Origin of the sequence: Devosia submarina (genome assembly GCF_003056345.1) — a bacterium.
GTDB classification, from domain to species: domain Bacteria; phylum Pseudomonadota; class Alphaproteobacteria; order Rhizobiales; family Devosiaceae; genus Devosia; species Devosia submarina.
On record NZ_PYWB01000009.1, the window covers coordinates 73,034 to 86,715 of the forward strand.

Annotated in this window: 13 protein-coding genes; 11 read left to right on the forward strand and 2 right to left on the reverse strand. The window is 61.2% G+C overall.

Going from position 1 to position 13,682, the window contains the following annotated elements; all coding sequences use genetic code 11:
- Nucleotides 1-61: 61 nt before the first annotated feature.
- Nucleotides 62-1,372, reverse strand: a complete 1,311-nt coding sequence (locus tag DDE77_RS14345; protein WP_108398170.1) for an NAD(P)H-dependent oxidoreductase — start codon at nt 1,370-1,372, stop codon at nt 62-64.
- A 152-nt stretch (nt 1,373-1,524) separates the two neighbouring features.
- Here DDE77_RS14345 and DDE77_RS14350 point away from each other — a divergent pair, with 152 nt between their 5' ends.
- From DDE77_RS14350 to DDE77_RS19510, 5 genes are all read left to right on the forward strand, one after another.
- Nucleotides 1,525-1,905 carry an STAS domain-containing protein gene (locus DDE77_RS14350; RefSeq protein ID WP_108398171.1) on the forward strand — a complete coding sequence of 127 codons (381 nt, stop codon included), beginning with the start codon at nt 1,525-1,527 and terminating at the stop codon, nt 1,903-1,905.
- Between the two features lie 7 nt (nt 1,906-1,912).
- Nucleotides 1,913-2,272 (forward strand): response regulator, encoded by a 360-nt coding sequence (locus DDE77_RS14355; RefSeq protein WP_108398172.1) that lies wholly within the window; start codon nt 1,913-1,915, stop codon nt 2,270-2,272.
- A gap of 37 nt (nt 2,273-2,309) precedes the next feature.
- On the forward strand, nt 2,310-4,622 hold the full coding sequence (locus tag DDE77_RS14360) for a chemotaxis protein CheA (RefSeq protein ID WP_108398173.1): 2,313 nt from the start codon (nt 2,310-2,312) through the stop codon (nt 4,620-4,622).
- 54 nt (nt 4,623-4,676) lie between these two features.
- Complete coding sequence (locus tag DDE77_RS14365; RefSeq protein WP_108398174.1) at nt 4,677-5,165, forward strand: chemotaxis protein CheW; 489 nt, start codon at nt 4,677-4,679, stop codon at nt 5,163-5,165.
- A gap of 190 nt (nt 5,166-5,355) precedes the next feature.
- Nucleotides 5,356-5,586: a hypothetical protein gene (locus tag DDE77_RS19510; protein WP_157959838.1), complete on the forward strand. Its 231-nt coding sequence runs from the start codon at nt 5,356-5,358 to the stop codon at nt 5,584-5,586.
- Between the two features lie 24 nt (nt 5,587-5,610).
- Here DDE77_RS19510 and DDE77_RS14375 read toward each other — a convergent pair whose 3' ends face one another.
- Nucleotides 5,611-5,964 carry a hypothetical protein gene (locus tag DDE77_RS14375; protein ID WP_108398176.1) on the reverse strand — a complete coding sequence of 118 codons (354 nt, stop codon included), beginning with the start codon at nt 5,962-5,964 and terminating at the stop codon, nt 5,611-5,613.
- 163 nt (nt 5,965-6,127) lie between these two features.
- On the opposite strand from DDE77_RS14375, the gene DDE77_RS14380 reads away from it, so the two are divergent.
- From DDE77_RS14380 to DDE77_RS19940, 6 genes are all read left to right on the forward strand, one after another.
- On the forward strand, nt 6,128-6,718 hold the full coding sequence (locus DDE77_RS14380; protein WP_108398177.1) for a hypothetical protein: 591 nt from the start codon (nt 6,128-6,130) through the stop codon (nt 6,716-6,718).
- Between the two features lie 103 nt (nt 6,719-6,821).
- Nucleotides 6,822-8,363 (forward strand): methyl-accepting chemotaxis protein, encoded by a 1,542-nt coding sequence (locus DDE77_RS20090; RefSeq protein ID WP_108398178.1) that lies wholly within the window; start codon nt 6,822-6,824, stop codon nt 8,361-8,363.
- Between the two features lie 47 nt (nt 8,364-8,410).
- A complete protein-coding gene (locus tag DDE77_RS14390) occupies nt 8,411-9,256 on the forward strand; it encodes a CheR family methyltransferase (protein WP_108398179.1) in 846 nt (281 codons plus the stop codon).
- A complete protein-coding gene (locus DDE77_RS14395) occupies nt 9,253-10,302 on the forward strand; it encodes a protein-glutamate methylesterase/protein-glutamine glutaminase (protein ID WP_108398180.1) in 1,050 nt (349 codons plus the stop codon). The genes DDE77_RS14390 and DDE77_RS14395 overlap by 4 nt, the downstream gene beginning before the upstream one ends.
- Before the next feature lie 116 nt (nt 10,303-10,418).
- Nucleotides 10,419-10,808 (forward strand): response regulator, encoded by a 390-nt coding sequence (locus DDE77_RS14400; protein ID WP_056233086.1) that lies wholly within the window; start codon nt 10,419-10,421, stop codon nt 10,806-10,808.
- A 216-nt stretch (nt 10,809-11,024) separates the two neighbouring features.
- Nucleotides 11,025-13,538 carry a methyl-accepting chemotaxis protein gene (locus tag DDE77_RS19940; RefSeq protein WP_245895274.1) on the forward strand — a complete coding sequence of 838 codons (2,514 nt, stop codon included), beginning with the start codon at nt 11,025-11,027 and terminating at the stop codon, nt 13,536-13,538.
- The last annotated feature ends 144 nt before the right edge of the window (nt 13,539-13,682 follow it).

Consider the following 13,682-nt stretch of genomic DNA (forward strand, 5'->3'; position numbering starts at 1 on the left):
TTCCTGAGCGGCAGCGTCAGGAATTATAGGCAGAGCCAAGGCTTGGCAAGTTCTCTCGGGGCTAGAGCAGGCCCAGCATGCGGTCCTGCTCCAGGCGCAGGGCATAAAGGCGGGTGGATTGGTCCGGCTGGCTGTTGAGGGCCGTCAGCAACTCACCCTTTTTGACGGGCGCCGTCACCCTGCCGCCCTCTAATAGCCCCACGGGAACGGCCTTGGCGGCGCGGCTGTCGGTGATGGTCATGGTATAAGAGCGGTAGCAGGTTTCCCCGATCGCATCCAAGCTCTCGCCTATTTGCAGATCCCGCTTTGCCACGGCACAGACTTCGGCAACGGGCTGGGGCAGGGGGACCATGTCTGGCTTGCCATGAAGCATGATGCGCGCGCAGGTCAGCGGCACTTCAAGGCTTGTGAGGTGATAGGGGCGGAAGAAGCTATAATAGGGGCCATGGCCGATATGCAGATCGTCCATGCGCTCGATAATGCGGGGGTGCTCGGCCTTGACGATCACAAAGACGCCAGGGGCCACCCCCTTGCCGATGGTGTAGTCCACTACGCCCATGCGGTTGAGAATGCCGCCATCCTCGCGCGGGATCAAAACCTTGGCCATGTCGTCGCGATCGGCCTTGGGGCCGTGCATGCCGGGAACGTCGGGAACAAGGCCCGTCGCATTGGCGATGGCGCACATTTCAACAGCGGTTTTCGAGCCGTCGACGAACTCCACCAGCATGCGCGGGTTCATGTTGCGGCGCGTGGCTTCTTCGCGGTATTCGTCCGGAACGGCATCGTGGCGCAGCGGATTGTTCTTGCCCTTGCCCGCGGCAACGATGGGCAGCCCCAGCGCTGAAACAAATTCGATCAATTCCATGCACGAGCTTGGCTCGTCCCCGGCCCCCACGGAATAAACCACGCCCAGCTTGTCGGCCTGCGCCTTGAGATAAGGTCCGATAGTCACATCGGCCTCCACATTCATCATGACGAGGTGCTTGCCGTGTTCCATGGCAAGGAGGTCATAGTCGGCCGCAACGCCGGGCTTGCCGGTGGCATCGATCACCACGTCGATATTGGGTGTGGTGACCAGGGTTTCGGCCGAGGTGATGGCGATCTTGCCTGCTTCAATGGCAGCCAGCGCCTGTGCCGGGCTGTCGGCCGTGCGGCCCTTGCTGTCCTCGCCATAGGCGATCCGCATCGCCTCGAGCGCTGTATGCGGACGGCGGGTCGCAATGGCGGCCATTTCAATGCCTGCCATCAACGACATCTGGGTAACGAGGTCAGTGCCCATTTCGCCCGAGCCGATCACGCCCACCCGGATCGGCTTGCCAGTTTCGGCACGAGCGGCAAGGTCGCGGGCGATCCCGGTCAGGGCAATGGTCATGTTGTCTTCCAGTGTATACCTGCTCCCTGCCTAGCCTTGGCTGCTTGCCCCGTGCAAGGAAAACTATGTCCCAGGATACGTCTCAGGCACCGCAATGGTTCAGCCTTGATTGTGGGGCCATACAGCTTTTGCTTGCTGCGGAAGCCAAGTGATTGTGCAAGGCGCGGGCGAACTTAGCACTTCTTAAACCGTTCCCGTGGAAACTGCCGAGCGGAGAGGAACTCCAGGGGCAGCATCTCATCATGGTCAGCAAGGGCAGAAAACCAATCGCTTTGCCTGCGATCATCGATCTCGACTCGCTTGATGGCATTCGGGACGGATTGATTGACGCGATCGAGGAGGGGCCGGTCACGGTTGACGCCAGCGCCGTGGAGCGCGTGTCGACCAATGCCCTAATCATGCTGATCAGCGCCGCCGAGACGGCCCGCCGAAACCAGTTTGACTTTGCCATAGAGCAGCCGAGCGCGACAATGATGACCGCGATCGATCGATTGGGCCTGGGTGCCCAGTTTTCCCCAATGATGAGAGGGTAACAAGACTGTGCGCGTTCTGACAGTGGACGATTCAAGAACAATCCTGGCCATGCTGCACCATACGCTGAGCAATGCAGGATTCGAGGTATTGCAGGCCGAGGACGGCCAGCAGGGGCTCGATGTGCTCAAGACCCAGGACGTGGATGTGGTAATCACCGACATCAACATGCCGGTGATGGATGGCATCGAGTTCATCCGCAATGTGCGCGCCAGCGGGCAGCACCAGAGCCTGCCGATCCTGATCCTGACCACCGAGACCTCACAGGACAAGCGCGACCAGGGCAAGGCTGCGGGCGGCACGGGCTGGATCGTAAAGCCCTTTGATCCGGAAAAGCTGATCTCGGTGATCCACCGCGTCGTCCACTGAACTACGCCTGAACCCAGAAGGGTTGAATGAGCCTCCCATGAGCGATCTGGACGACTTCAAAGCCACCTATTTCGACGAGTGTTCCGAGCTTCTGACCGAGCTTGAAGAACAGTTTGCCGCCATTGAAGCAGGTGAGCGCGATGCCGACCGGCTCAATGCCGTGTTCCGCGCTATCCACTCCATCAAGGGCGGCGCAGGGGCGTTCGGCTTTTCCGCGCTTGTGGGCTTTGCCCATGCCTATGAAACTCTTCTTGATTATGTGCGGGATGGGCGGATCGAGCTCAGCGACGACGTGGTCGTCCTTTGCATCCGCGCCAATGACATCGTCGCCGACCATGTGAAGGCCGCTCAAACGGGCGATGCCCTGCCGGCCGAATACGGGCTTGATGAAAAGGCGCGCTTTGACGCGCTGGCACGCGGCGATTCCATCGGGGACGATGATGATTCTGGCGGCGAGCCGATGGACGAGTTCGACATCGATTTCACGCCCGTCATGGTGCGCCTCGATGCCGCCGAAGACCAAAGCGAAGAGCTTCCTGACACGTTTGAAATGCCCCCTATGCAGGCCGAAGCCGGCCATTGGGAAATCCGCTTCACTCCCTATCGTGCGCTTTATGCGCGCGCCAATGATCCGCTGCTGCTGTTTCGCGAGCTGGCTGCCCTGGGCGAGATGCACGTGCGCGCCATTCTGGGCGAGGTCCCGCCGCTTTCGGACTTTGAACCTTTTGCGGTTTACTGCTCCTGGGAAATCACCCTGGTCAGCGCGACCCTGACCGAAGCGGCCATTCGCGAAGTGTTCGAATTCGTGGATGGCGATTGCGACATCAGCATCGTCCAGGTGGGCAGCCAAGGGACAGCATCGGCGGCCATTATCGCGCCGCCAGCCTTTGTTGATGCTGAACTGGCGCGCCTGCGCTCGCAGGAACAAAATCTGATGGCGCTGGCCGATGATGAAATGGGCGAGTTGCTGAGCTTTACGCCCGAGCCGGCGCCCGCGGCCCCAACGATCCAGGACAATTTTGAAGCTGCGCCTGCGCTCAGCTTTGCCGAACTTGCTGAAACCATCCAGCCCAAAGCCGCCCCTCAAACCGCGGCCAAGGCGAACCCGCCCAAGCCAACCCTTGTGCCAGCAGCACCTGCAGATGGCGAGGAAAGCCATGGCCGCAGCGTGGGCGTGCAGTCGATCCGCGTTGATCTCGACAAGGTCGACCGCGTGGTCAACATGGTCGGCGAGCTCGTGATCACCCAGTCCATGCTGACCCAGCAGATGGATGAAACCCTGCGCGCGCGCTATACCGAACTGGTGCGCGGGCTCGAGGTTCTGGCGCAGACCACGCGTGGCCTGCAGGACTCAGTGATGGCTATTCGCGCCCAGCCGGTAAAATCGGTATTTTCGCGCATGCCGCGCCTCGTGCGCGAGCTGGCCAACAAGACGGGCAAGCGGATCAAGCTCGAAACCATTGGCGAGAATACCGAGATCGACAAGACGGTGATCGAGCAGCTGAGCGATCCCCTTACGCACATGATCCGCAATTCGGCCGACCATGGCATCGAAACGCCCGAAAAGCGCTCGGCCATGGGCAAGCCCGAAATCGGCACGGTTCGGCTTTCCGCCGAGCAGGCGGGCGGCAATATCCTGATCGTTGTGGAAGATGATGGCGCGGGCATCAACCGCGAGCGCGTGCTGCAGCTGGCGCGCGACAAGGGCATCGTGGCGCCCGACGCCAACCTTTCCGACGAGCAGATCGACCAACTGATCTTTGCGCCGGGCTTTTCCACCGCCGAAGCGCTCAGCGATATTTCGGGCCGCGGCGTGGGCATGGACGTAGTCTTGTCCAACATCAAGAAAATCGGCGGCTCGGTGCATGTCCGCTCCTGGACGGGCAAGGGTACACGCATGACCCTGCGCCTACCGCTGACGCTTGCGGTGCTCGACGTCATGCTGGTCAAGGTCGGTGAATCGCCATACGTCGTGCCGCTCTCTTCCATCGTCGAAACCATCCAGTGCTCGCGCGCGAGCTTTGAGCGGGTGCCGAGTGGCGAACGCGTGCTGCAGGTGCGGGGCGAATATGTTCAGGTGATCGACCTGGCGCAGCGCTTCAACATGGCTGGCGGCTCGGCGCATGACGACCGGTTCGTCGTGCTGTGCGAGGCCGAGGGCAGCCACAAGGTGGCGCTGATCGTCGACGACATTATCGGCCAGCAGCAGGTCGTCATCAAATCTCTGGAAGAGAATTTCGAACGCGTCGACGGCATTGCCGGCGGCACGATCCTGGGCGACGGCAATGTCGCGCTGATCGTGGACGTGCAGGGGCTCAAGACTGCGATTGTCCACAAGAATGCAGCTTAGCCGCTGAGTTTATGCGTAGTCGCCCAGAACAGGCGGCAGAAAGGCTTGAAAGAAATGGAAGCGCTCGGTTTGCGCGACGATATGGGCGATAAATCGGCCTTGGCCGCCCACAATTCCCTCCAGCTGATCGCTTTTTCTATTGGCGAGCAGACCTATGGCGTGGAAATCACCACGGTGCGCGAGATCCGCGCCTGGAATGGGGCAACACCCCTGCCCAATACGCGCGAATTCGTGCGTGGCGTCATTAATCTGCGCGGCACCATCGTGCCCATTTTCGATTTGCGCGCCCGCTTTGGCGACGGCCAGACCACGCCCACCAAGAACCATGTCGTTGTGGTGATGAGCGTCGGCGACAAATGGGTTGGCATACTGGTGGACGCTGTGTCCGACATCCTCACCGTCTCTCGTGACGACATTCACAATGTCCCCGAAGGCAATTCAATCGATACCGAGCTGCTCAACGGCATTGTCACCCACGACAGCCGCATGGTGGGGCTCATCGATCTGCACGCGGTTGTGTCGGGCGCCAAGGTCGACGCGTAAGCGGCTCAGTGTCGGCTTCAGAAGGGCGCTCCGGCGCCCTTTTTGTTTGCTGGCGTATAAGAACATTGGTGAACAGCCATTCCAGTTGGACGCAGCTGTTCCAACGTCCAACCAGGCTTGCGACCTTGGGCGCATTCTTGCCTGCATCCATAGCCAGCGATCTGCGTTGGTCAATGGACAGGAGGTGACGATGACTAGTGAACCGGCAATCCTGATTTGGCTTCCAATCGGCGACGTGCCTCAAGAGCCATCCTTTGCTGCGGCCAGTGCCGTGGCCTATTCCTCGCTCGCCGACGCACTGACCGCCGCCTACAAGGAAGACAGGCCGGAGGTTCCCTGGATATCAACGTCGCAGGCCGTCTACAGCCCTGAAAAGATCAGGTTGATGGCAGAGGCGGCCATCGACGGCGAGTCGGACTAAAAACCATCGGCAGGTTCGCCCAGGCTAGAACAGCTCGGCATCCCCATGGCTTTGATGGGCGGCGATGCCCGAGAGCGCCGGAACGCGCAATTCATCCAGCGTCAGGCTCGCCCAGATCTCGTCATAGACGCTGTCGGGGGCAGTTGGCGGCAAAAGAGCGAACTGGCGCACGGCAAGGGCCATGTTGTGGCAGCGCTGCTCGATGCGGTCCTGGCCCTGGAGGGCCGTGATGATCATGCCCACAGCCTGGCGCACCGAAGCGTCCCTGCTAACGTCGCTGTCGGCCAGAAGCTCGAGCGCTTCTGTTATGCCTTCCAGCATGGAAGCGGTTTGGCGTGCCGTCTCGTCGAGCTCTCGCGCGAGTTTCTGCAGTGACATTCAAATACTGATCCTAGCCCTGGGAGCGACACTACAGCGCAATGTCTAAAGCGAATGTTGCAAACAGGGGAAATGACCGCTCCCATGGCCACGTGGTTAGCGATTGGCTAACGGGTTTTCCTTTAGTGTCAGCATATTATCTTATCGGGATTCTGCCAGTTCGATGCCATTGCCCAATTCCTTGCCGCCCGAATTTGACCGCGGCGTTGTCACGACAGTGCATCAGGGCGATTGCCACGTATCGGATGCAACCGATCTCACCTATTCCACAGTGCTGGGCTCGTGCATTTCGGCCTGCGTGCGCGATCGCGTGGCCAATGTGGGCGGCATGAACCACTTCCTTCTTGCCGAGCAGTCGGGCTCCGCCAAGGACCGCTATGGCGCTTCGGCCCGCTATGGCGCCTTTGCCATGGAGCAGTTGATCAACAAGGTGCTCACGCGGGGGACCGGGCGAAAGGGCAATCTCGAGATCAAGGTCTTTGGTGGCGGCAAGATCAATTCTGCGCTGGATGATGTGGGCGCCAAGAACATTGAATTCGTGCGCCAGTTCCTAGCGCTTGAAGGCTATGTCGCTACCAGCGAAGATCTAGGCGGCAGCTATGCGCGCCGCGTCCTGTTCAAGCCCCATTCTGGGCGCGCTTTCGTGAAACGCCTCGACAGCGATGCGGGCGCCAATGTGGCGCGTGAAGAAATCGCCTTGGCCAAGCGGCGCATTATTGTTCCGGCGCCGGTGGACGATATTGAATTGTTCTAGAGCAATCCTTCCGAAAGCTTGGTGAGCGAAGTCTTACCGGTTCATTGGCCGTTATAGATTTGATTAACCATTCTTGGACTAAGGTCTTGGGCAATCAATCCCGGTGGACGATCGGATTTTCGGCACCATGCCCCATCTGCGCCTAGCGCTGATCACTTCGGCCCTGTGGCTGACGGCTTGCCTTGCGGCGGGCGGCATTGCTGCGCTTCTGGGACCTGGGCCGATCTGGATGGGCGTGGCCGTGCTGCTGCCTGTTCTGACTGTCCTGCTGACGCTGGTTGGCGCCGTGATGATCGACCAGCGGCAGAATCAATCGCTTGCGGCCCTCGCCACGGCAGCCGGGCTGAGCGATCTGGGCGATGACCGGATCAGCATGGGTGCTATTGTAACCCGCCTCGGGCGCCGGCTGGAGCGGGCGCAGCATTTTCGCAGTGCCATTATTGCCCTGGAACGCCCGGTTCTGGTTGCCGACGAGAAAAACATCATTGTGGCGCTGAGCGCCGGACTGGAGCGCCTGACGGGCAATGTCGCCGAAGGGGCGAGCCTTGATGCCGTGTTTGGCGAAGGCTATCTCGATGGTGGCGGCGGCCCGCCCGAGCATGGCATGGTCATGCTCGACGACCGGCGCTTCGAGGTCAAACGGAGCTTTGTCGCCAATAATCGTGCGCTGCTCGAGTTCGTCCCTGCCGGCGTTTTCATTGAGGATGATGACCTCGATGCCTTTGTTGGGGCGCTGGGCAATGGGCAAACCAGTTTCCGCTTTGAAAGCGAAGCCATGCGGCGCAACGGCGCCCTCCTGGCACTGAACGGAGCCATGGCGGCAATCGACGCTGCCCTGGCGCAGCTCGACCGGGTCGCAGGCGGGCATGACGAACTCCATGACGCGCTGGATGGGCCCCTAAGCGGGGTGGCGCGGCGCCTCAACGATTTTGCCTCCGTTGTGGTGGACCAGCTCGCCGAAGAACAGGCGTTGCGCCAGAAGCTCGAGACGCGGCTCGCAGCTGTTGGCAAGCTCGTGCAGGGTTTTGAAGCGCGGCTGGCTGAACTCGGCTCGCAGAACGCCCTGACCCAGACCGATGCCGCGGCCACCGGCCAAGCCCTCGCACAAGGCAATCTGCGCCTGAGGCAAGCCCTGGCGCTGGGCCGCGATGCGCATACCATTGCCAGCGCCGCAGAGCTCGCCGTGCGCCGCACCCATGCCGTGGCCGGCGAAGTGGACCAGATGACGCGCCAGGTCGACGAGATGATCCAGGCCATCGAGGACGTGTCCTTCCGCACCAACCTGCTGGCCCTCAATGCTGCCGTGGAAGCAGCGCGCGCCGGGGAAAAGGGCGCGGGCTTTGCCGTTGTGGCCGATGAAGTGCGCCAATTGGCCCAGCTCACCAATCGCTCTGCCAAGGAAATCCGCACTGTGGTGACCCATGGCCGCCACCAGGCCGCTGCGGGGGTAGCTGAGGCCCAGTCCTTGCAAAAAATGATGGGCGAGCTCGAGGCTTATTTACGCAATCTTGGCAATGAAACCGGCACAATCGCCTCCGCGCTGGATGAAGGCGAGATGGCTATGCGCCGGCTCTCCGCTCGAATGGCGTCGTTTGGCGAAGCACCGCACAAGCCGGAACGGCTGGAGCTTCGCGCGAGCGCTTGAAGACGAATTGCCACCGGGCGGTTCGGGGCAATCAGGATGCGCCAGCGATGGAACAGGCAGAAATCTCCCTAAGCGAGCGCGAATTTACGCGCATCAAGACCCGCGTCTACGAAGTTGCCGGCATTTCCCTCAGCGACGCCAAGCGCACACTGGTGATTTCGCGTCTGAGCAAGATCGTGCGTGCCCTGGGGCTGCCCAGCTTTGACGCTTATGTCGATTATCTTGAGCGGGGCGGCTCGGCGCAGGACAGCCAGGAATTCGTCAATGCGCTCACCACCAACCTCACGCGGTTCTACCGCGAGGATCACCATTTCGCCCATTTGCGCACCCATGTGGCGAGCCTTCTGAGCGAAAAACCGCGCGGCACGCGCCTGCGGATCTGGTCGGCTGGCTGCTCCACGGGGCAGGAGCCCTATACAATCGGCATGGATCTGCTGACGGCCTTTCCCGAACTCAAGCGCTGGGATTTCAAGATCTTGGCCACCGATATCGACACGGCCGTTCTCGCCAAGGCGGCAAGGGGCATTTATCCCCAGACCGAACTCGCAGGGCTATCGGCCGAGCGCATGCGCCCGTTCGTCAAGGGCGATGAAGGCATGGTGCAGGTGCCCGAAAGCGTGCGCGAGCTGATCGCCTTCAAGCCGCTCAACCTCATCGGCCCCTGGCCGATGAAAGGACCGTTCGACGCCATTTTCTGCCGCAACGTGGCCATCTATTTCGACAAGCCCACGCAGGGTGAATTGTTTGGGCGCCTTGGCAAGATGCTGGCCCCGGGCGGTTTTCTTTACATCGGACATTCCGAAAACCTCGGATCGGGCGGCGAGGGTTTCCGCCTTGTCGGCAAGACCGTTTATCAATCCAAAGCAATCGCCAGCAAACGAGAAGCAGCATGAGCATCAAGGTCCTTGTCGTCGACGATTCGGCGCTGATCCGCGAGGTGCTGACCCGCATGCTGATGCGGGACGGGGATATCCAGGTTGTCGGCACGGCAACCGACCCCATCGAGGCGCGCGAAAAGATCAAGACGCTCAACCCCGATGTGGTGACGCTTGATATCGAAATGCCCAACATGAACGGGCTGCAATTCCTCGACAAGCTGATGCGCCTGCGGCCCACGCCCGTGATCATGGTGTCGACCCTGACCAAGAAAGGCGCGAGCGAAACCCTTTTGGCGCTGGAACTGGGCGCCGTTGATTTCGTCGCCAAGCCTGGCGCTGACCTCGAAGGCGGCATTGAAAGCTTCGGTGCAAGCCTGCGCGACAAGATTCGCGCTGCGGCAAAATCGGATGTGCGCGGGCGCTCCGCCAGTCGGTCCGAGCCGCCCAAGACGGCGCTGCGCACGGCAGCTGGTCCCGCTGGTTCGCTGATCGCCATTGGCGCCTCGACCGGGGGCGTTGAAGCCATTCGCGCTGTTCTGACCCAGATGCCGCCCGATTCTCCGCCCATTCTTATCGCCCAGCACATGCCACCAGGCTTCACCGGCCGCTTTGCCGCCCGGCTCGATGAATTGTGCGATCTCAAGGTCGTGGAAGCCGAAGACCGCTTGGTGCTCCAGCCGGGCCACGCCTATGTGGCACGGGGCGATCATCACCTGCGGGTGGAGCGCTCCTCGGGCCAGCTCAAATGCAAGCTATCGCAGGACGAACTGGCCTCGGGCCACCGGCCCAGCGTTGATGTGCTGTTTGAGTCGGTCGCCCGGGTGGTTGGACCGCTCGCGGTTGGCGCGATCCTGACCGGCATGGGGCGGGACGGGGCGCGGGGCCTCAAGCTCATGCGCGATGCCGGTGCTTATACGATCGGCCAGTCGCAGGCCTCGGCCCTGGTTTATGGCATGCCGCGCGTCGCCTTCGAGGAAGGCGCGGTCATGGAACAAGCACCGGTGGATGCGATCGCGGCCCGGCTCGCCAACGCCTTGGTGCGCCTCAAATCTGCGGCATGAAGCGCCTCTTGCCGGCAATGTCCGAGCCGGGTTGAGAGAATTTAAACCTCTGATCCCTAGTGTTTTCCCATCATTGCGGACCGGTCCGCTTCTGACGCAAACAAGGTAAAAAGACCATGCCAAAAGCCAGTGCTGTCAGCGTTCTTATCGTTGATGACCAGCAATCCATGCGTGGTATTTGTAAGTACATCCTGACCCAATTGGGCTTCAAGGACATCATCGAGGCCAAGAGCGGCCGCGATGCCCTCGGCAAGCTCGAGAAAAGCAATGTCGACCTCATTATTTCCGATTGGAACATGGAAGACATTGACGGGCTGACGCTCCTAAAGGTGATCCGCAAGCATCCGCGCACCCAGGCCATGCCGTTCATCATGGCGACTGGCCGCTCCGACAAGGAACAGGTCAAGGAAGCCATTTCCTTTGGCGTCAACAATTACATCATCAAGCCATTCGATGCTTCCACCATGAAAAAGCGCATCGAGGCGGTGATCGGCGCGCTGAGCTGAACAAACCCGCTCCCCATCGAAGGCCATCCCGTGGGATGGCCTTTTTGTTTGTGCTAAATTTTTGATCAGGCTGAACAAGGGTAAGGCGCGGTTAAGCCTCATATGTATATCGTTTTCCCCGGCCACTTCTGTGGCGTTGGGGGATGCCCGCCTGGGCTGCAGCAAGCAGCTGGTCATGCCAGCATGACGAGACGCGGGAACGTATTGGAGTGTTCGATGGGATTTCTGCCGCAACTCAAGATTGCGCAAAAACTGCCGCTGGCCCTGGTCGGGTCGGCCCTGGTGGTGAGCGCGGGCGTTGGCATTGCCAGCTATTTCATTGGTTTGCAAACGGTGCAGAACCAGCGCGATGCGGCCATGCAGGCGGCTCTGCAGACCTCCGCCTCGGCTGTCGAAAACTACTACCGCACGGTGGAAGTCGATCTGCGCCTCTTTGCGCAGCGCTCCGACACGGCCAGCGCCGTCAAGAACATGATCCGCACTTTTGATCAGATGCGCATGGGCATTGGCGATGGCACCAAGGCCCTGTTCCAGACGGCCTATGTGGAAGGCAATCCCAACCCTGAAGCCGGCTGGGAAATGCTTGAATCTGGCGGCAAGGCAGCTGGCTATGATGCCCAGCACAAGAAATTCCATCCCGGCTTGCGCGCGCTGCTGCTGGAGCGCGGCTATGCCGACATTTTCCTTCTTAGCCCGACGGGCGAGATCATCTATTCGGCCGCCAAGCGCAGCGATTTTGCGGGCAATGTCCTGAGCGAACCCGCGCTGGCCCAAACCGGCCTCGCCCAGGTCTTCAACGCCGTCAAGGATGCCCAAGCCGGCACCACGAGCTTTGCCGATTTCACCACCTACGGCCCGCGCGGCGATCTGCCGACCAGCTTCATGGCCATTCCCGTGTTTGATGAGGAAACGCCCATGGGCGTTCTGGCCGTTGCCGTTGCTTCGAGCACGCTGGGCACCCAGCTATCGAGCGTTTCTGGCCTGGGTGAGGGCGGGGAGGCGCTGCTGGTGGGCAGCGATGGTTTCTTGCGCGTTGATTCCGACTACACCGAGGGCGATGACACGCTGGTCACGGCGCTTCATTCTCCCGTTGTGACGGACGCGGTTGCAGGAACCCCGGGGCAGGGCACCATCAGCGATTACCGTGGCACGCCCATGGTGATCGCGGCCCAGGGTGTGTCCGTCCAGGGCACCAATTGGGCCATTGTTGCCGCGCAGCCTGAAAGCACGGCGATGGCGCCGATCATCGAGATGCGCAACACCATGCTCCTTGTGGGCGGCGTGCTGCTGGTCCTGGCGGCGCTGGGTGGATATCTGGTTTCCCGCTCGATCAGCCGGCCCCTGTCGCGCCTCACCAACACCATGGACGAGCTGGCCAATGGCGAGCTCAACCTCGATGTGGCGGGCCAAGCCCGCTCCGACGAGATCGGCGCCATGGCGCGCGCCGTGGAAGTGTTCCGCCAGAACGCCGTGCGCATTGCCGAGATGACGGAGGCAGAGGCTGCTCAGATCATCCGCAACCAGGCCGAGCGCGCCGCTATGATGCAGGATCTGCAACGCGCTTTCGGCGCTGTTGTGGACGCCGCCATTGCCGGCGATTTCACCAAGCGAGTCGATGCCGAATTCCCCGATGACGAGCTCAACACGCTTGCCCATTCGGTCAATTCCCTGGTCGAAACCGTAGACCGTGGCCTTGATGAAACCGGCTCGGTTCTGTCGGCGCTGGCCAATACCGACCTCACCCGCCGCATGGAAGGCGATTATCTCGGTGCCTTCGCCAAGCTCAAGGCCGACACCAATGCGGTGGCCGACAAGCTCAGCGACATTGTGGGCCAGCTCAAGGAAACCTCCTTGCAGCTCAAGACCGCCACGAGCGAAATCCTGGCCGGCGCCAATGATTTGAGCGAACGCACCACCAAGCAGGCCGCAACCATCGAGGAAACCTCTGCGGCCATGGAGCAATTGGCATCAACCGTGATGCAGAATGCCCAGCGGGCGCAGGAGGCGAGCAAGGCCGCGGCAGGCGTCAGCCAGACCGCCGAAGAAGGCGGCCAGATCATGCATCAGGCCACCGAAGCCATGGAGCGCATCACCCAGTCCTCGGGCAAGATCTCCAACATCATCGGTCTCATTGATGATATCGCCTTCCAGACCAATCTGCTTGCACTCAACGCTTCAGTGGAAGCCGCCCGCGCTGGCGATGCCGGCAAGGGCTTTGCCGTGGTGGCCGTGGAAGTGCGGCGCCTCGCGCAGTCGGCCGCCAGCGCCTCGGCCGATGTAAAGCTTTTGATCGAGCAGTCCGCGGGGGAGGTCAAGAGCGGCTCCAAGCTGGTGCTCGATGCTGCCGCAAAGCTCGGCACCATGGTTTCGGCCGCCCGCACCTCTAACGAGGCCATGACCGGGATCGCGCGAGAGAGCCGCGAACAGGCTGGCGCGATCGATGAGGTCAACACGGCCGTGCGCACCATGGATGAAATGACCCAGCACAATGCCGCGCTGGTGGAAGAGATCAACGCCGCCATCGAACAGACCGAGGCGCAGGCAACCGAGCTCGACCGGATCGTGGATATTTTTGCCACCGAGCCGGACGCGGCGCCCAAGGCAGAAATCGCAACTGCCGAGCCCGCGCAGACCGGCGCCCGCGGCCTGCAGAACCGGCTCAAGAACGTGGCCCGGACCTATCTCAGCCACGGCAATGCCGCGATCAAGGAAGACTGGAACGAGTTCTAGTCTTCATTCCGAAGGAACAAGGCAAAGGGGCGCTTCGGCGCCCCTTTTTGGTTCGAGCCACCGGCGGATCATGCACAACGATCAATTAACCGCCATGCCGTAAATTTCCCTTCAAGCACAATGGAACAGCGCCGTGTCGCTGCA